The organism is Micromonospora sp. AMSO1212t (assembly GCF_008868145.1).
Lineage (GTDB): Bacteria > Actinomycetota > Actinomycetes > Mycobacteriales > Micromonosporaceae > Micromonospora > Micromonospora tulbaghiae.
This window is the reverse complement of record NZ_WBKS01000006.1, coordinates 71752-91404: the sequence shown is the minus strand read 5'-3', so window position 1 is coordinate 91404 and position 19653 is coordinate 71752. Positions and strand designations below refer to the sequence as shown.

Genomic DNA, 19653 nt, shown 5'->3' with positions numbered 1-19653 from the left:
TCAGTTCGCTCCTGCGTTCTCGGGGGTGTGCGGCTCGGCCATCGCGACGGCGATCTTGCGGGGACCGGTGAACGGCTCCCGGCCGTGCGCGGCGGTCATGTTGTCCACCACCAGCACGTCGTCGCGCTGGTAGTCGAAGCGGACGGTGGCCGCCCGGTAGGCGGCGCGCAGGTGGTCCATGACGTCGGCGGGGATCTCGCCGCCGTCGCCGTAGTAGGTGTTCGACGGCAGCCCGTCGGCGCCGAACATGGCCAGCAGCCCCTCCTGGTAGTCCTTCGGCAGGGTGCTGAGGTGGAAGAAGGTGGCGTGGTTGAACCAGCGCGGGGTGTCCGAACCGGGCCGGTGGTGCACCACGTCGCGGACCGCGCGGGTACGCAGGCCGTCCTTGCCGACCCATTCCACGGTGATCCCGTTGTCCGCCGCGTACGCCTCGACCTCGGCGCGGCTCTCGGTGTTGAAGACCTCCTGCCAGCGGGTGCCGAAGTCGCCGTGGAAGTTGCGCACGAGCATCCACCGGCGGCTGACGAACTCCTCGCGGACCGCCGGGTCGATCAGCTCGTAGACCCGGCGCACGTCGGCCAGCGGCGTGGCGCCCCGGGTCTGCGGCGGCGTGACGCAGTAGAAGAACAGCGTCAGCGGCCAGCGCGCCTGGTACGAGTTCTCGTTGTGCAGGAAGATCTCCTCGTCCGGCGGGTAGTCGGTCGAGGTGTAGACCCGGCCCTTGATGGAGTGCCGGGGCGAGGAGCGCTCGGTGTAGGTCAGCGGCTCGCCGGCGAGCGCGCGTACGGCCTGGTTGAAGCCGTCCACGCCGCCCACGTCGAAGCCGCGGAACAGCAGCCCTCCGCTGGCGACGAGGGTGTCCCGCAGTTCGGCGCGCCGGGCCGTGATCAGGTCGGTCAGCGCCCGGCCGTCGCTCTCGACGACCACCGGCAGCGTCGCGGTTGTCTCGCTCATGGTGCGGTGTCTCCTTGTGTGCGTCGGGATGTCAGCCGCGGGGCAGCCGCGGGATGGCCGGGATCGCCGCCGGGGCGGCCGGTGCGCCGGCGGGCGCCTCGGCGCGCAGCTCCTCGATCCGGGCGGCCAGTCCGGCCACCGTGGGGGTCTCGAAGAGGCTGCGCATCGGCAGCCGCACGCCGGTCGCCTTGCGCATGGAGGCGATGAGCTGCACGGCGACCAGCGAGTTGCCGCCGAGGGCGAAGAAGTCGTCGTCCACGCCGACGTCGGTGACGCCGAGGCCGTCGCGCCACACCTGGGCGATCGTCTTCTCCAGCTCGGTGCCGGGTGCCGCCGAGCCGCCGCCGGTGGCGGCCGCCGGGCCGGCCGGCGCGTCGGTCTCCTCTTCGAGGCTGTCGGTGGTGACCCGGGCCGCCCGGTGCCGGATGTCGGCCACGGTGCGGGTGGTGATCACCACCTGGGCGCCGAGACCGGCGGCGAGGCTGCGGCGGAACGCCTCCGCGCCGTCGACCGGGCGGATGTCCTCGGTGACCGGCGCCGGGGCGTCCGCGTCCGCCGCCGGGGACTCGGCCAGGTTGCCGGTGACCGCGTCCTGGTCGACCCGGCGCAGCACGAAGTCGCTGATCGCGACCAGCTCCCGGCCGTCCGGGTCGCGCAGCGACAGGTCGGCGGCGACCACCTCGTCGGTGGCGGCGGGCCGGTGCCGCAGGTGACTGTGGAACGTCGCCGGCAGCGGGCCGCGCACCACGATCCGGCCGTACGACAGCGGCAGGTAGGTGCCCGAGCCCTGCCCGCGGCCGAACGCGGTGGCCACGTCCAGCATCGCCGGGTGCATGCCCCAGGAGGGCAGGTCGCCGAGCGCGGCGGCGGGCGCCTGCACCCGGGCCAGCTCCTCGCCGTCGGCGAGGTGGTGCTCGGCCAGCGCCGCCCAGCGCGGCCCGAACGTGAGCATGCTGGTGCGTCCCCGGCCGAACGAGGCGTCGTCGTCGACCCGCCGCCCGGCCACCGCCGGCACGGCGGCCGGCGGGGCCGCGTCGGTGGTCCACCCGGCGGTGCCGCGTACGTGGGTGCGCGCCTGGCCGGCGGCGAGGCTGGCGACCGTGAAGTCGGTGCCGTCCTCGGTCGAGGTCAGCTCGACCCGGTACTGGGCCACCGTGCCGTCCGGCACCGGGAACGGCTCCAGGAACACCACGTCACGCAACTCCACCGCGGCGTCCGGCCCCGGCGCGGGCAGCGCGGCCACCACGGCGGCACGCACCGACTCCAGGTGGGCGGTGCCCGGCACCACCGGCACCCCGCCGATCCGGTGCTCGTCGAGCAGCCAGTGGGTGTCCGCCGAGACCAGCCCGTGCAGGACCGTGCCGTCCGGACCGGCGACCATCGTGGTGAGCACCGGATGCGTCACCGCGGTGGTGACGGTGCCCCGCCCGGCGGCCCGGAACGCGGCCGGCGCGGCGGTCTCCACCGCCATGCCGACCTCGGCCCAGCCGCCCCAGTTCTGCGACACCACCGGCGCGCGGAACCCGGTGCCGGAGCGCGCGAAGGCGTCCAGGAAGTTGTTCGCGGCGCAGTAGTCGACCTGGCCGAACCCGCCGATCACCGCGGTGATCGAGGAGCAGAGCACGACGAAGTCCAGCGGCAGGTCACCGAAGACCCGGGCCAGCGCCAGGGTGCCGGCCAGCTTCGGGGCCAGCACGCGCCGCGCCTCGTCGCGTTCCTTCACCTCGGCCATGCCGCCGCCGGGCAGACCGGCGGCGTGCACGATGCCGTCCAGCCCGCCGAACCGGCGCTCCGCCTCGTCGCGGACCCGGCGCAGGTCGTCCGGGTCGGTGACGTCGGCGGCGAGCACCAGCACCTCGGCGCCCGCGGCCTCCATCCGGCGGATCGCCGCGATCGCCCGCCCGGCCCGGTCGGCGCCGCCGTGCACCGCCAGGTGCGCGTCCCAGTCGGCCCGCTCGGGCAGCCCGGACCGGGCCAGCAGCACCAGCTTGGCGCGGACCCGGCGAGCGAAGTCCTCGGCCAGGGTGACGCCGATGCCGCCGAGACCGCCGGTGATCAGGTAGCGGCCCTCCTCGCGCAGCACGCCCGGCTCGTCCTCGGCGGCCACGGTGACCTGCTCGTAGCCGGCCAGCCAGCGGCGGTCGCCGCGCAGCGCCACCTCCGGGTGCTCGGCGTCGACCGGGCTGCGCAGCTCGGCCACCAGGGCGGCGACGCCGCGCGCGGCCGGGTCGGTGTCGAGCAGCCGCACGGTCAGGCCGGGCAGCTCGGCCGGGAGCACCCGGGCCAGACCGGCCAGCGTGGCGTGCTCGGCGCGGACCAGGTCGTCGCCGCGTACGTCACCGATGCCGGCGGTGACCAGGTCCAGCCGTACGCCCGCCTCGTCGGCCGTGACACCGGCGCCGGCGAGGGCCTGCACCAGGTGCAGCGCGCCGAAGAAGCCGCGCTCCTGCGCCGCCCAGGCGGCCGCCGGGTCTATGCCGGCCGGCTCGCCGTCGAGCGCGAACGCGTGCACGATCCGGCGGGGCAGGTCGGCGCCGAGCGCGGCGACCAGTTCCTCGGCGTCGGCGCGTACGCCGGGACGCAGCCGGAAGCCGCTCGCGGTGGCGGTGAACGCCTCGCCGGCGCGTACCTCGACCGGGTCGTCACCGGCGGCGCGCAACGCGGCCACGAGCGCCTCGCCGCGCGGGCCGTCGGCCAGCACCAGGCAGCGGCCCAGCGGCTCGGCCGTACGGACCGGCGGGGCCTGCCGCCACGCCGGCACCGCGAACCACTCCGGCAGCGGGCGAGGGCCGGTCTCGGCGGGCGCCGCGGTCAGTTCCTGCTCCGGGTCCGGGTCGATCCAGTAGCGGCGCCGCTCGAACGGGTACGTGGGCAGCGGCACCCGCCGCGCGTGCGGGTCGGCCGGGAGTCCGACCGGCACGCCCGCACACCAGAGCGCGCCGGCCGTGCCGAGCAGCGCGGCCACGTCACCGGTCTGCTCGCCGGGGCCGGGCAGGCTGCCCAGCGGCGTCAGTGCGCGCTGCGCCTCGCCGGCCTTGGCGACCTGCATCCGGGCCAGGTTGGCCAGCTGCCGGCCGGGACCGCACTCGACGAGCGCCCAGGTGCCCTCGGCGAGCAGCGTCGCCACGCACGCGCCGAAGCGGACCGGGCGGCGCAGGTGCGCGGCCCAGTACGCCGGGTCGGTGGCCTCCGCGTCGGTGATCCAGGTGCCGGTCACGTTCGACACGAACGGCACCGCCGGGGCGCGCAGCGGCACCGTCGCCATCAGCGCGGTGAAGTCGTCCAGGATCGGGTCCGTCATCGGCGAGTGGAACGCGTGCGAGGTGCGCAGCAGCTTCGACTTGTTCCTACCGCCGAGGCTCGCCGCGAACTCCTCCACGAGCGCGGTCTCACCGGCGACCACGCAGGTGCCGGGGCCGTTGACTGTGGCCACCGACAGGCCCTCGGGCAGCCGGCCGGCCACCTCCGACTCGTCGAGCGTGACCGCCAGCATCGAGCCGGCCGGCAGCGAGTGCATGAGCCGGCCCCGGGCGGCCACCACGCGCAGCGCGTCGGCGAGGTCGAGCACCCCGGCCACCGTCGCGGCCACGTACTCGCCGATGGAGTGGCCGATCATCGCGGCCGGGGTGACCCCGGCGGCCCGCCAGGCGGCGGCGAGGGCGTACTCGACTGTGAACAGGGCGGGCTGGGTCCAGCAGGTCTGCGTGAGCTTGTCCGGCGCGTCCGGGTCGCGGCCCAGGATCAGGTCGCGGATGTCCAGGCCCAGCTCGGGGCGGAGCAGCTCGGCGCACTCGTCGACGGCGGCGGCGTACGCGCTGTCCTGCGCGTACAGTTCGGCGCCCATCCCGGCGTACTGCGAGCCCTGGCCGCTGAACAGGAACGCCACCCGGGGCGCAGGCCCCTCGGCGGCGCCCCGGTGACCCTTGCGCCGCTCGCGCAGCGCGGCGGCGGCGGACGCCGGGTCGCCGGCGACCACAGCGGCCCGGTGGGCGTACACCTGGCGGCCGACGCGCAGCGTGTGCGCCACGTCGGCCAGCGCCACGTCGCTGCCGCTCTCCAGGTGGTCGGCGAGCCGCCGGACGGCGGTGTCCAGCGCGGTCGGGGTCTTCGCCGACACCTGGAGCAGGTGCGCCGGGCGGGCGGACGGCTGGTGCCGGCCCGCGGCCGGGGCCTCCTCCAGCACGACGTGCGCGTTGGTGCCGCCGATACCGAAGGAGCTGACGCCGGCCCGGCGCGGGCCGCCGTCGGTGTCCCACTTGGTCAGCGTGTTCGCCACGTAGAACGGGGTGTCGGCGAAGTCGACGGCCGGGTTCGGCGTCTCGTAGTTGATGGTCGGCGGGATCAGGCCGTGTTCCATCGCCAGCACCGTCTTGATCACGCTGACGATGCCGGAGGGCTGGCTGAGGTGGCCGATGTTGGACTTCACCGAGCCGATGCCGCACCAGCCGCGCTCGTCGGTGTCCTTGGTGTACACGGCGGACAGCGCGGCGATCTCGATCGGGTCGCCGAGCGCGGTGCCGGTGCCGTGCGCCTCGACGTAGCTGATGCTGCGCGGGTCGACGCCGGCCAACTCGACGGCCTGGGCGACGGCCTCCATCTGCCCGTCGATGCTGGGGGCGGTGAAGCCGACCTTCCCGGCGCCGTCGTTGTTGATCGCGTTGCCGAGCACGACCGCGCGGATGGTGTCGCCGTCGGCGATCGCGTCGGAGAGCCGCTTGAGCAGCGTCACGCCGACGCCGCTGCCCCACACCGTGCCGTTCGCTCCGGCGTCGAACGGCCGGCACCGCCCGTCCGGCGAGGTGAAGCCGTCCATGCCGAGGTAGCCGACGTGCGGCAGCTCGATGTTGACGCCGCCGGCCAGGGCCATGTCGCACTCGCCGTTGCGCAGCGCCTCGCAGGCCAGGTGGAACGCCACGAGGGAGGTGGAGCAGGCGGTGTGCACGGTCATGCTGGGCCCACGCAGGTCCAGCCGGTACGACACGTTGGTGGCCACGTAGTTCGGCGAGTTGCCGGTGGCCAGCGAGACAATGCTGTGCGGGTTGCCGCCGACCCGCTTGTTGCGCAGCACGTTGCGGTGCAGATACGTGTTGCCGCCGGTGCCGGCGTACACGCCGACCGCGCCGTCGTAGCGGCCCGGGTCGTAGCCGGCGTCCTGCAACGCGGTGTAGCAGGTCTCCAGGAACAGCCGGTGCTGCGGGTCGGTGATCTCGGCCTCGCGGGCGGTCATCCCGAACAGGCCGGCGTCGAACTCGTCGTAGCCGTCCACCAGCGGGGCGCGGTTGACCCAGCCCGGGTCGTCGACCTCCTGCGGCTGGGCGCCGCGGGCGAGCTGCTCCTCGCGGGTCAGTTCGGTCGTCGACTCCACGCCGTCGACCAGGTTGCGCCAGAACTCGTCGACGTCGGCCGCGCCGGGCAGGCGGGCGGCGAGCCCGACGATGGCGATGGGCTCGACGCCGTCGTCGGCCGGAATGTCGTTCTGCATGGGGGTTCCTTCATTCACAAGGGATCGCGTCACGGGTGAGGTCGGCGAGGTGGCGGGGTACGGCGGGCGCGGCCCCGCCGGGCGGCGGCGCGCATCGCGGCGCGGGCCAGTTCCGGCCGGTCGGCGGCCCCGTCGAGGCTGGCGGCGAGCGCCCGCACGGTCGGGTGGCGGAACAGGTCGAGCATGGTGATCGAGCGGCCGGTGGCCTCGGTGAGCCGGGCGTGCACGGCGGCCAGGGCCATCGAGTGGCCACCGATGTCGAAGAAGTTGTCGCTCACGCCCACCGCGTCGCGGCCGAGCACGTCCCGCCAGATCCCGGCGATCAGCTCCTCGGTCGCGGTGAGCGCGTCCGAGCCGGCGGGCAGCGGCGCGCGGGCCGGTTCGGCAGTGGCGACGCTCATCGCGCCGAGCGCCGCGACCCGTACCGCCGGGCGGGGCAGCTCGGGCGCGACCTCGGCGGCCGGCGCGTCCGGGTCGGCGGCGAGCGCGCCCACCAGGTCGGCCAGGTCGGCCAGGAGCGCGGTGATCCGCTCGCCGGTGAACAGGTCCGGGTTGTGCACCACCTCGACGCCGGCCCGCCCGTCGCGCTCCACCACGTAGACGGTCAGGTCGAACGGCGACCCGGGCTTGGGCACCGGCACCGGCTCGGCGGCCAGGCCGGTCAGCGCCAGCCGGGGCGCGACGAAGTTGAGCACGTTGAACAGCACCTGCACCAGCGGGGCCCGGGAGGTGTCCCGGCCCACGCCGAGCGCCTCGACGATGCGTTCCAGTGGCGCGCCCGGGTGGGCGGTGACGTCGTGCAGCTCGGCGGCGGCCCGGTCGACCTGCTCGGCGAAGCTCGCGCCGCCGGAGCGGACCCGCACCGGCACGGTGTCGATGAAGAACCCGATCACCTCGTCGAACGCGGCCATCCGCCGGTCGGCGACGATCGCGCCGAGCACGTGCTCGTCGTTGCCGGTGACGCGGCGCAGCAGTTCGCCGAACGCGGCCAGCAGCACCGCCGCGACAGTGGTGCCGCGCCGGGTGGCCAGGTCGCGTACGGCCCGGTCGGCGGGCTCGTCCAGCCGTACCGCTGCCTCCGCGCCGGCGTACGTCTGCACGGCCGGGCGGGGACGGTCGCGGGGCAGGTCCAGCACCGTGGGCGCGCCGGCCAGGTGCGCGGTCCACCAGGCCAGGTCGGTCTCGCCCCGGCGCCGGTCCCGGCCGGCGCGCCACACCGCGTAGTCGGCGTACGTGGCGGGTAGCGGCGGGCGGCCCGGCACGGACCGGCCGAGCGCGCGGGCGTACGCGAGCGCCAGCTCGTCGTAGAGCAGCGCCTCGGACCAGCCGTCGAAGACCGCGTGGTGCAGCGTCACCGCGAGCACGTGCTCCTCGGCGAGCCGGTACACGGTCACCTGCCAGGGCGGGCCGGTGGCCAGGTCGAACGCGTGCCCGGCGCCGGCCGCGAGCATGCCGGCCAGCTCGCCGTCCGGGTCGGCGGCGCCGGTCAGGTCGACCACCGGCACCGCCACGTCGGTGGGTTCCTCGCGGACCGCGTACGGCACGCCGCCGTTGCACGGGATGCGCCAGCGCAGCACGTCGTGCCGTTCGGCGACGGCCCGCAGCGCGGCGCCGAGCGCGGTGACGTCCAGCGGCCCGCGCAGCCGGTGCGCGACGGCGATGTTGTACGGCGCGCTGGACGGGGCGAGCTGGTCCATGAACCACAGCCGCCGCTGCGGCGGGGACAGCGTCGGCGGATTGCCGGTGGTCAGCCCGTCGGCGTCGGCGGGGTCGGCGGCACGGACCCGGTCCACGAGCGCGGCGAACGTGCGGTCGGCGAACAGCACCCGCGTGTCCACCTGCCGGCCCAGCTCGGCGCGCAGCGCGGCGACCAGCCGCATCGCGGCGACGGAGTTGCCACCGGCGGCGAGGAAGTCGCTGTCCGGGGCGGGCGCCGTGCCGAGCAGCCGCGTCCAGATCCGCCGGACCGCCCCGGTCACCCGGTCGTCGTCAGCCGGTACGTCGTCCACCGTGGCCGGGGTCGCGGCGGCCAGCTCGCGCAGCGCCGGCCGGTCCAGCTTGCCGGTGGTCGCGCTGACCGGCAGCGCGTCCAGCCGCACCGTCCGGGCCGGCAGCATCGCGGTGGTCAGCCGCGACGCCGCGTACGCCCGCAGCCCGTCGTCGTCCGGGGCGCCGGCCGGGGTGAGGAACGCGACCAGCTCGGCGCCGGCCGGGCCGGGTACCGCCTCCACCGCGACGCGCTCGACGCCCGGGCAGGCGGCGAGCACGGCCTCGATCTCGCCCAGCTCGATGCGCTGGCCGCGTACCTTCACCTGCCGGTCGGCGCGGCCGAGGTAGACGATCCGGCCGTCCGGGCCCTGCCGGACCAGGTCGCCGGTGCGGTAGAGCCGCTCGCCGGGGACGTCGCCGAACGGGTCGGGCACGAACCGCTCGGCGGTCAGGCCGGGCCGGTTCAGGTAGCCGTCGGCCAGTCCCGGCCCGCCGATCAGCAGCTCGCCGGTCTCCCCCGCCGGCACCGGACGCAGGTCGGCGTCGACCACGTACGCCCGGTGGTTGGGCAGCGGCCGGCCGATCGGCATCGGGTCGGTGTCGGCCGGGGTGAGGTCGCAGGTGACCGCCAGCACTGTGGTCTCGGTCGGGCCGTAGCCGTTGAGGAACCGCCGGCCCGGCGCCCAGCGGGCGGCCAGCTCGGCCGGGACCGCCTCGCCGCCGCAGAGCAGCACCCGCCACGACGGGAACCCGGCTGGGTCCAGCAGCGCCAGCACGGTCGGGGTGATGAAGCCCCAGGTCACCTCGTGCTCGGCGACGAACCGGGCCAGCCGTACCGGGTCGGCCCGGTCGTCGGCGCCCAGCAGCTGCACCGCGCCGCCGAGCGTAAGCGGCACGAACAGGTCCATGGTGGCCGCGTCGAAGCCGAGTGAGGCGATGCCGAGGCTGCGTACCGAGGCGTCGGCGCCGGTCAGCGCGCTGACGCCGGTGACGAACTCGACCGCGTTGCGGTGGGTGGTCAGCACGCCCTTCGGGCGGCCGGTGGAGCCGGAGGTGAACAGCACGTACGCCGGGTCGCCGGGGCGGGCCGGGCAGGGTGCGAGCAGGGCCGGGCCGGGCAGGCGGAGCGCCGTCACACCGGGCTCGTCGCCGAACTCGGCCGCCGCGCCGTCACCGACCACCACCCGCACGCCCGCGTCGCGGGCGATCCCGCGCAGCCGGGCACGGGGGCCGCCCGGCTCCAGCGGCACGTACGCGGCGCCGGCGAGCAGCACGCCGACCACAGCGACCACCAGGTCGGGGGTACGCGCGCCGCACACGCCGACCCGGTCGCCCCGGCCGGCGCCGTGCTCGCGCAGCGCGGCGGCCACCCCGGCGGCCCGGTCGACGAGCTGCCGATAGGTGAGCCGGGTGTCCCACTGGCGCACCGCCACCGCGTCCGGGGTGCGGGCCGCCTGCGCGGTGATCAGGTCGGCCAGGGTGGCGTCCGGCCAGAGCAGGTCCGGGCCGTGGACGGCGCTGACGGTCAGGGTGTCGGTCACCGGAGTGCTCCAAGGTGCTCGGCCGGGTCGGTGATCTGGAGGCGCAGTTCGCTGACGTAGCCGCGGCCCCGGGCGTCGGGCACCCAGGCCTCGGTGGGTGCGGGCAGAAGTTCGGAGACCACCACCGGCACGTCCGGCCCGGTACGCAGCGCGGCGTCGACCATCGCGCACAGCGACTGCGCGTACAGCGGGCCGGTCAGGTCCACGTAGCAGGGTTTGATCTCGGTGCCGACCTTGACGAAGACCCGCTCGGGCAGGCCCGTCTCGGCGCGCCAGCGGCGTACCGCCAGGTAGCGGGCGGTCTCGTCGGAGTGGCCGCCCAGCCCGCACGCCCCGGCCGTGGTGCGCCAGGTGCGCCGGGCCACGACCAGCCGGTCGATGGTGATGCGGGGCGTGTACGCGGCGGCGCCGAGCAGCTTGAACGCGTCCAGCAGCAGCGAGCCGAGCAGCGTGGCGAACACCTCCATCAGCGGCCAGCGGGCACCGTCGGGAAAGACGGCGGTGAGCGTGTCGCCGGTGCGCTCCACGAGCACCGTGGTGGCCGGGACCAGCCGGTCGACGTCGGCGCCGTGCGCGGTGTCGATGCCGAGCTGGCGGTCCGCGGGGCCGGTCAGCGCGTACGTGGTGCGGGTGGTGCGGCGGGGGAAGCTGTCCGGCCAGAGCACCCGCAGCCGGACCGGGCCCAGGTCGGCGTCGAGGTCGGCGCGCAGCGCGGCCGGGTCCGGGTGGAACGGGCTGAGCACCGCGCTGTCGAACGCGACCGAGGCCGGGTGCAGTTCACCGAGCACCAGCAGGAAGTCGCCCCGCTCGACGGCCTCCGGCGAGGCGGCGCTGAGCTGCACGTCCGGGTTGTGCAGCCGGGCCGACGGCCAGCCGGGCCGCGTCGCCGGGAACAGCTCCCGGGCCCGGTCGGTCAGTTCGGCGGCGCGCAGCCGCAGTTCCGCCTGCCCCTCGGGCAGGTCGGCCAGGCCGAACAGTTCGGCCCAGCGTGCGGTGAGCGTGGCGCCGGCCCGGCCGATCGGGCCGTCCGGGGCGACGAGCGTGCCCTGGGCCAGCAGCCACAGGTCGGCCAGCCGCACCGGTTCGCCATCGGCGGCCAGTTCCTCGTGCAGCTCGGTGAAGAGGTCGCCGCAGCGCGCGGCCACCTCGCCTGTGAACCACCGGGCGGTACGCAGCACCACCGCCATCGGCTCGGCGAGCGCGTCGATGACCGCCGACCCGATCCGGAACTCCAGGTCGCGGGCGGTCTCCTCGTAGCAGACGGTGCGGCCGGCGTACATCTGTCCGCTGTGCCGGGTGGCCGGGCGGCCGGTGACGGCGGTGAACCCGGCGTTGAGCGCGGCGAGCGCGGCGCCGAGCCGGTCCGGGTCGCCGGCCGCGGCGGCCACCTCGTCGCGGGCGGCGCGCAGCCGGCCGAACTCGGCCGCCGTCGCGGCGCGGACCGGCTCGTCGCCGATCGCGGCGATCCGCGCGGCGAGCACCCGTTCGGCGTCCGGCGCGATCGGCAGGTTGGCGCCCCAGTTGACCTGGCCGCGCTCGACCCAGCGGTCCAGCAGCAGGTAGACGTCGTCGGCGCTGTGCACCTCGCCGGCGCCGCACAGCCGCTCCGCCAGCTCCACCGCGGGCGTACGCCCGTCACAGGCGCCGAGCACCAGCGCCTCGACCGGGGTGAGCGCGATCGGCGGGTGCAGCGGCCAGCGCAGTTCCCGGCCGGTGACGGTCAGGTGCGGTTGCAGGGCGGGCGCCCACCAGCGGCGCACCGCGAGGTCGTCGGCGAGCCGGTCGGCGTACGCGATGAGCGCCCAGGCCTCGAAGTAGACCCGCCGCCGGTGCACCAGCGCGTCACCGGGCCCGGCGTGCACGCCGGGCCGGGTGGTGTCGAACGTGCCCCAGCAGACCGGGCCGAAGAAGCCGATGGTCTCGGCCTTGCCGCAGTAGCGCTGCCAGTAGCGCAGCAGGCTCAGCTCGCGCTTGCGCCGGCGGACGTTGCGGACCTGCGGGTCGGTGCGCAGCAGCCCGTCCAGCGCGATGAGCATGTCCGGGTTCTGCCAGGTCACCGCCTCGCGCAGCAGCGGGTCGGCGGCCAGCTCGCCGGCCACCGCCGAGGACTCGGCGAACGCCTCGGCCAGCGCCTTGTCGAACACCTCGGTGCCGGTGTCGCCGGCGAGCAGCGCGTCCGCGGCGGCGGCGCAGTCCGGCGCGGCGAACCGGTCCAGCCCGGCGGCCGGGAAACCGGCGGTACGCAGGACCACGTCCCGCCACACCGACCAGCCGGTGTCGCCCAGGGGCAGCAGGTGGCTCACCGGTGGTCCTCCCGCCGGGCGTCGGTGATGTGCAGGCGCAGCTCGCTGAAGTAGCGGCGGCCCACGCCGTCGGGCACCCACGCCTGCTGCGGCGTGGGCAGCATCTCGCTGACCGTGAACGACACGTCGTCGCCGCCGTGGACCCAGGCGGCGCGCACCATCGCGCAGAGCATGACCGCGAACCCGGGCGCGGCCAGGTCCACGAAGCACGGCTTGGTCTCGGTGCCGAGCTTGACGTACACCTGCTCGGGCAGGCCGAGCCGGCGGCGCCAGTCCCGGACGGCGAGGAACCGGTTCCGCTCGCCGGTGGCGGTGGCCAGGCCGCTCTCGCCGACAGTGGTCCGCCACGTCTGCCGGGCCAGCACCAGCCGGTCCACCGTGATCCGGGGCGTGTACGGCGCGGCGGCGACCAGCTTGAAGCCGTCCACGGCGTGCGCGCTGAGCGGCTGGGCGAAGACCTCGACGAGCGGCCAGCGCTGCCCGTCCGGGGCGGTGGCGACCAGCTCGCCGTCCACCTCGTCGACGACCAGGTCGACGGTGGGCAGCACGCGGGCCGGGTCGGCGCCCGGGGCGTCGAGGAACGCCAGGTGCCGGTCGGTCGGGCCGGTCAGCGACTCGGCGGTACGGCTGGTCCGCCGGGGCCAGTCGGCCGGGAACAGCAGCCGGACCCGCCGCTGACCGAGGTCCGCGGCGAGCGCGTCGCGCAGCCGTTCCACGTCCGGGTGCGCCAGGGTGAACACGGCGCAGTCGAAGGACGACCAGGCGGCGTGCAGCTCACCGAGCACCACCGTGTAGTCGCCGCGCCGCAGCGCGTCCGCGTCGGTGGCGCAGATCTGCAGGTCGGGGCTGTGCACGGCGGCGTTGGACCACTCCGGGCCGTCGCCGGGGAACACCGCGTCGACGCGGCCGGCGAGGTCGGCCGCGCGCAGCCGTACGTCGGTGGTGCCGGCGGGCAGCGCGTCCAGGCCGAACAGCCCGGCCCAGCGGGCCGCGAAGTCCGCCGCGACGGCGTCGACCGGCCGTTCCCCGTCGCCCCAGAACATGCCCTGGGCCAGGAACCACAGGTCGGCCAGCGGCACCGGGGCGCCGGAATCGGCGCGCAGCTCCTCGTACAGGCCGCGCAGCACGTCCAGGTAGGCGCGGGCGAGCGCGTTGGCCAGCCAGCGGGCGGCGCGCAGCAGCACGTCCAGCGGGGCGGCCAGCTCGGCCAGCAGCGGCGCGCCGAACACCACGTCCAGGTCCCGGGCGCTGTCCTCGTAGCAGACCGTCCGCCCGGCGTACATCTGTCCCGCCCGGCGTGCCGCCGGCACGCCGGTCAGCTCGGTGAACGTGGCGTCCAGGGTGTCCAGGGCGGTGCGCAGCCCGTCCGCGTCACCTGCCGCGGCGGCCACCACGTCGCGGGCGGCGCGCAGCCGGTCGAACCCGGCACGGGCGGCGGCGCGGGCCGGCTCGTCGCCGATCGCGTCGATCCGCTCGGCGAGCACCCGCTCGACGTCCGGGCTCACCGGCAGGCCGGCGTCCCAGGTGATCAGTTCCCGCTCGACCAGCCGGTCGAGCAGCGCGTAGCCGTCCTCGGGGCGGCGCAGCCCGATCGCCGGGTCGGCGACCAGATCGGCGGCGGGACGCCGGCCGTCGGCGGCGCGCAGCAGCGCCGCCTCGACCGGGGTCAGCGTCAGCGGCGGGCGGCCGGGCCGCAGCACGTCCCGGTCCCGGACGGCCAGGTGGGCCCGGAGCATCGGCGGCCACCACCGTCGCACCGTCAGGTCCGCGCCGATCCGTTCGGCGTACGCGGACAGCGCCCACGACTCGAACCACACCCGGCGCCGCCGGGTCAACCCGTCGCCTGGGTTGACCCGGGCAACTTCCGGGTGCGCCGGATCGACTGTGACCCAGCAGCCGGGGCCGAAGAAGCCGACCGTCTCGTTCTTTCCGCAGTAGCGCTGCCAGTACTTCAGCAGTGCCCGTTCCCGGTCGCGGCGGCGCACGTTGCGGGCCGCGTCGGCGCCGCCGCGCACCAGGCCGTCGAACGCGACGAGCGCGCCCCGGTTCTGCCAGGTGACCGCCTCGCGCAGCAGCGGGTCGGCGGCCAGGTCGGTGAGCCGCCGCGCCCCGGCGCGCAGCGCCTCCTCGAACTCCTTGTCGAACTGGTCCTCACCGGCGCCGGTGGCGAGCAGCTCGTCGGCCGCCGCGGCGGCCCGGGGCGCGGTGAACAGATCCAGCCCGTCGGCCGGGAAGCCGGTGGTCCGCAGCACCGCGTCGCGCCACACCGACCAGCCGGTGTCGCCCAGGGGGACCCGGTGCGCGGCGCCGGCGGTCCCGCGACCGGCGGCGCGCACCGGGTCCGGACCCGCGTCCGGCGTGCCGGCGCGGGTGTTCGTGGACGCGGCGGTCAGGTCGGCCCGGATCAGCGCGGCCAGTTCGGGCAGCCGGTCGTGCAGGAAGAAGTGCCCGCCGTCCAGTTCGTGCAGGGTGAACCCGGCGGCGGTGTGCTCGGCCCAGGCCGCGCTCTGCTCCCGGCTGACCGCCCGGTCGCCACGGCCGGCGAACACGACGATCGGCACCGGCAGCGGCTCGCCCGGCACGTGGCGGTAGCTGTCGACCCGGTCGAAGTCGGCGCGCAGCAGCGGCAGCAGCAGTTCCACCAGCTCGGGGTGGTCGAGCAGGTCGGCGGGAAGGCCGCCGCCGTCGCCGAGGCGGCGCAGCAGCTCCTCGTCGCTCGCCCGGGACAGCCCGTCGAACGGGCCGGGCCCGTCGGCATGCGGGGCGCGGGCGCCGCCGACGTAGAGCCGCAGTGGCAGCGGGCGGCCGGTACGCCGCAGCTCGCGGACCACGTCGAAGCCGAGCCGTCCGCCCATCGAGTGGCCGTAGATCGCGTACGGGCGGTCGGCGCGGGAGGCGACGGCGTCGGCCACGTCGGCGACGCTGAAGCGCGGGTCCTCGGTGATCCGGTTCTCCCGGCCGGGCAGTTGCACCGGCACCACGTCGACGCCGGCGCCGAACTCGGCCGCCCAGCGCCGGAACGCGCTGGCGCCCGCTCCGGCGTAGGGCAGGCAGAACAAACGCACCGGCGCCTCGGGTCGGCTTCCGGCGGAGACGAACCAGTTCACCGCGGACCTTTCTGCACGGGGTCGATCCAGTGCCGGCGGCGCTGGAACGGGTAGGTGGGCAGTCCGGTGCGCCGGACCGTGCCCTCGGGGTGCAACGCGTGCCAGTCGACGTCGCGCCCGGCGACCCAATCGGCGGCCGTCTCGCGCAACGGGCCACCGTCACCGGCGATGCGCACGTCGGTGTCCAGCAGTACGTCCAGCGCGGACAACGCGCCCGGCAGGTCGGCGGCGACCACCGCCGCCCGGTGGGCGAACGCCCGCCGGCCCAGCGCCAGCGTGGCGGCCACGTCGGGCAGCGCCGGGGCGGCCCCGGTCAGGTGGGTCCGCAGGCGTTCCAGCGCGGACCGCAGCGCCGCCGGGGTACGCGCGGAGACCGGCAGCAGCCACGGCCCCTCGCCGGGCGGGTCGGCCGGCTCGGCGGGCGGCGGCTGTTCCACCACGACGTGTGCGTTGGTGCCGCCCAGGCCGAACGCGCTCACCCCGGCGACCCGGCGTGCGTCGTCCGGCCAGTCCCGCGCCTTGGTGGGCACGTAGAAGGGTCCGGCGGCCAGGTCGATCTCCGGGTGCGGGCGGGTGAAGTGCAGGTTCGGCGGGATCACCGAGTGCCGGACGGCCAGCACCGTCTTGATCAGCCCGGCGATGCCGGCGGCGGCGTCGAGGTGACCGATGTTCGTCTTCACCGAGCCGAGCGCTGTGGAGTCGGCGGGCGCGGCGCCCGCGTACACCTCGTGCAGCGCGGCGACCTCGATGGCGTCGCCGAGCGGCGTACCGCTGCCGTGGCCCTCGACGAAGCGGACCTCGCCGGGTGCGACCTCGGCGGTGGCCAGCGCGGTCGCGACGGCGGCGGCCTGTCCGGCCGGACCGGGCACGGCGAAGCCGGCCCGGTCCGGGCCGTCGTTTGTGACCGCCCAGCCCGGCAGGATCGCGTAGATGCGGTCGCCGTCGGCCTGCGCGTCGGCGAGCCGGCGCAACGCCACCACGCCCGCGCCGGAACCGAAGCCGGAGCCGGCGGCGGCCTCGTCGAAGGCGCGGCACCGGCCGTCGGGCGAGGCGAGCCCGCCCGAGCGGTGCCGGGGCCACATCACCGTGGAGCCGCCGGCCAGCGCCAGGTCGCACTGGTAGTCGGCGAGACTCTGCGCGGCCACGCAGACCGCGACGAGCGAGCTGGAGCAGGCGCTCTGCACGGCCATCGCCGGGCCGGTCAGGCCGAGCCGGTAGGCCACCTGACCGGGCAGGTGATCGGTGGACTGGCGGCCGACGAGCCGGGCCTCCCAGTCGTCCGGGTCGACGTCGCCGACCACCGCCGGGTTGTCCATCAGGTGGAACAGGAAGTAGCGGTTGGCCGAGGTGGCGGCGTAGACGCCGACCAGGCCGGGGAAGCGTGCCGGGTCGTGCCCGGCGTCCTCCAGCGCCTCCCAGGCGGTCTCCAGGAACAACCGGTGCTGCGGGTCGGTACGGGCCGCCTCGTCGGCGCCGAAGCCGAAGAACTCGGCGTCGAAGTCGGCCACCCCGTCGAGCCGGCCGGTGGCGCGCACGTGCCGGGGGTCGGCGCGCAGGCCGGGGCCGACGCCGAGCGCGGCCAGCTCCTCGTCGGTGTGGTCGTGCACCGAGTCGACGCCGGTGCACAGGTTCCACCAGAACGTGGCCACGTCGGGTGCCCCGGGGAACCGCCCGGCGACGCCGACCACGGCGATCTCGTCGCCGGTGTACTCGCGGGCGGCGCGGACCGGCGCGGCCGGGGCGGGCAGCACCGGGGCGCGAACCGCCTCGGGCGGGGCGTCCAGCAGCGCCGCCTGGGCGGCGACGCTCGGGTGGTCGAACAGGCGCAGCATCGGCAGCCGCACGCCGAACCGCTCGGCGAGGCGCTGCTGCACCTGGCCCAGCAGCAGCGACTGCCCGCCCACGTCGAAGAAGCTGGCGGTGCGGGCGACCGCGTCGCGGCCCAGCACCGCGCACCAGATGTCGTGCACGGCGCGCTCGGTCTCGGTGGCCGGGGCCTCCTCGGCCGGCACCTCGGTGACCGGGTCGGGCAGCGCCCGCTCGTCGACCTTGCCGGTGACGGTGAGCGGGAACTCGTCGACCACCACCACCGCGCGGGGCACCGCGTAGCCGGGCAGCACGGCGGCCAGCGCCGCGCGCAGCGCCACCGGGTCCGGGCGGGCGCTGGACGGCCGGACGTACGCGAGCAGTTCGCCGTCGCGGACGACGGCGCGGACGCCCGCGACGCCGGGCTGGGCGGACAGCACGGCCTCGATCTCGGTCAGCTCGACCCGGTGCCCACGCACCTTGACCTGCCGGTCGAGCCGGCCGAGGCAGACCAGCTCCCCGCCGGGCAGCAGCCGGCCCAGGTCACCGGTGCGGTACGACGGCACCCCGTCGGCGTCGGCGCCGAACCGGTCGCTGTCCTGGTTGAGGTACCCGGGAGCGAGGTGGCGGCTGCGGACCACGATCTCGCCGGTGTCCGGTGCGAGGTCAAGCCGGTAGCCGGGGAACGCGACGCCCACCGGCAGCGGCCCGCGGGCGTCCGGGTCCACCTCGGACAGCCGCTGCACGTGCCGGGCGGCGAACGTCATCTCGGTGGCGCCGTAGCCGTTGACGAGCACGCAGTCGGGGGCGAACCGGTCCCGGCCGCGGGCCGCGTCGGCCCAGGTGGCCTGCTCGCCGCCGAGCAGCACCGCCCGCACGGTGGGCAGCCGGCGCGAGCCGAGCGTGTCGAGCAGGAAGCGGTAGACGGTGGGCGTGCAGTGCAGCACCGTGGCGCGGTGCCGGTCGAGCTGGTCGACGGCGTGCGCGAGTCCCTGGCGGCGCAGGTCGACCGGGACGACGGCGGCGCCGGTGAGCAGCGCCGGGTAGAGGTCGGGGATGGCGGCGTCGAAGCTGAACGACGCGAGCAGGCTGAGCCGGTCGTCCGGGCCGACGCCGAGCGCGGCGATCTGGTTGCCGACGACGTGGGCGAGGTTGCGGTGGGTCTGCCCGACCGCCTTGGGCACGCCGGTGGAGCCGGAGGTGAACAGCACGTACGCCGGCGCGTCCGGGTCGGCCGCGACCGGGTGCAGCGGGGCCGGCGGCACCTCGTCCAGCGCGACGACCGGGCGCTCACCGGCCAGCGTGGACGCCAGGTCGCGGTGCTCGGCGGCGCAGGCCACGGCGGTGACGCCGGCGGCGTCGACCATGTGGCGCAGCCGGGTGACCGGGAAGCCCGGGTCCAGCGGCACGTACGCGCACCCGGCGGCGAGGGCGCCGAGCAGCGCCGCCACGGTGGGCGCACCGTGCGCGGTGAGCAGCGCGATCCGGTCTCCGGCGCGCAGGCCCGCGGCGGCGAACACGGCAGCGTGCCCGCCGGCCGCCCCGGCCAGCTCGGTGTAGGTGACCTCGTAGGTCTCACCGAGCAGTGCCGGACGTCCGCCGTGTACCGCCGAGATCGCGCCGAAACGATTGATGATCATCGTCTCTGCCATGTCAGGAAGCGGGTTGCGCTCCACAGAGGGCAGGCAGGCAGCAATCGACGAATGTGATCATTGATCCCCCCCAGGACTTCACATTGGAAGCAGAATATGGCTCGATCCCTGCGCCGGAAGAGCGGCGATGAGGCTTGAGCCGAAGAGGGGACGGCACCTTGGAACCTCGGACGGAGGAAATCGTCCGATCATCCCTCTAGCGCGTAGACGATTTTCAGCGTACGTGGCCACCCACGAGTTATTTTACGGTGAAAATACTTCCAGGCCGTGGAATCTTCGCCGCAGACGGCCTCGGTGCCGCAGCTCGACCCGGTTCGCGGGGAGCCTGCTCAGACATCGTACGGCGGGCGCGGAATGGGGTCCACCATGGCGTCGAAGCCCTTCGGGAGCTGCGCGACGAGGTCGTGGAACTCCCCCACCGTCACCGTGTCGCGCAACGTGGCGAGCACCGCCACGGCGCCCACCTCGGCGACCGCTGGGTCCACCGCCGCGCGTTCGGCCACGCGGTACAGGAAGTCCACCGCGCCACCGGTGGTGGCCGTGCCGCCAGGCTCCAGATAGCCGCCCACGTCGTCCGGCAACTGCGCGGCCAGATCCGTCGCCTCGTCCGCGATGATCCGGTCGGCGAGGGTCTGCAACACCGCACGGGAGACGGTCGCGGCCTCATCAGTGGGCAACTCGGCCCGCCGCGCCACCGCCTCGACGAACAGGGGGAACCGCATCCCACCCCTCCCCTCGCCGCCGGCGGGCACCACGCCACGCGGTCGGCCCCGGCGGGTACCCGCACCCACGCCGGTCAAACGCCCCACCCACCGGGAG

7 protein-coding genes are annotated in these 19653 nt (G+C 75.9%); all 7 read right to left on the bottom strand.

Annotated features, from left to right (window positions below):
* The 7 genes from F8279_RS03350 to F8279_RS03320 all read right to left on the bottom strand — a co-directional run bounded on the left by F8279_RS03350 (position 1) and on the right by F8279_RS03320 (position 19556).
* Positions 1 to 954, bottom strand: coding sequence for a TauD/TfdA family dioxygenase (locus F8279_RS03350; RefSeq protein ID WP_151499039.1), 954 nt, complete (start codon positions 952 to 954; stop codon positions 1 to 3).
* A 31-nt stretch (positions 955 to 985) separates the two neighbouring features.
* A complete protein-coding gene (locus F8279_RS03345; RefSeq protein WP_151499038.1) occupies positions 986 to 6436 on the bottom strand; it encodes a type I polyketide synthase in 5451 nt (1816 codons plus the stop codon).
* A gap of 29 nt (positions 6437 to 6465) precedes the next feature.
* A complete protein-coding gene (locus F8279_RS03340; protein ID WP_151499037.1) occupies positions 6466 to 9966 on the bottom strand; it encodes a non-ribosomal peptide synthetase in 3501 nt (1166 codons plus the stop codon).
* Positions 9963 to 12269, bottom strand: coding sequence for a lantibiotic dehydratase (locus F8279_RS03335; protein WP_091427192.1), 2307 nt, complete (start codon positions 12267 to 12269; stop codon positions 9963 to 9965). The genes F8279_RS03340 and F8279_RS03335 overlap by 4 nt, the downstream gene beginning before the upstream one ends.
* Positions 12266 to 15376 carry a thioesterase domain-containing protein gene (locus F8279_RS03330; RefSeq protein ID WP_151499036.1) on the bottom strand — a complete coding sequence of 1037 codons (3111 nt, stop codon included), beginning with the start codon at positions 15374 to 15376 and terminating at the stop codon, positions 12266 to 12268. Before F8279_RS03330 ends, F8279_RS03335 begins: the two co-directional genes overlap by 4 nt.
* The gene (locus tag F8279_RS03325) at positions 15373 to 18834 is read right to left on the bottom strand and encodes an AMP-binding protein (RefSeq protein ID WP_151499035.1); all 3462 of its coding nucleotides are present in this window, start codon (positions 18832 to 18834) and stop codon (positions 15373 to 15375) included. The genes F8279_RS03330 and F8279_RS03325 overlap by 4 nt, the downstream gene beginning before the upstream one ends.
* Before the next feature lie 329 nt (positions 18835 to 19163).
* On the bottom strand, positions 19164 to 19556 hold the full coding sequence (locus F8279_RS03320) for a DUF2267 domain-containing protein (protein WP_151499034.1): 393 nt from the start codon (positions 19554 to 19556) through the stop codon (positions 19164 to 19166).
* Between the last annotated feature and the right edge of the window lie 97 nt (positions 19557 to 19653).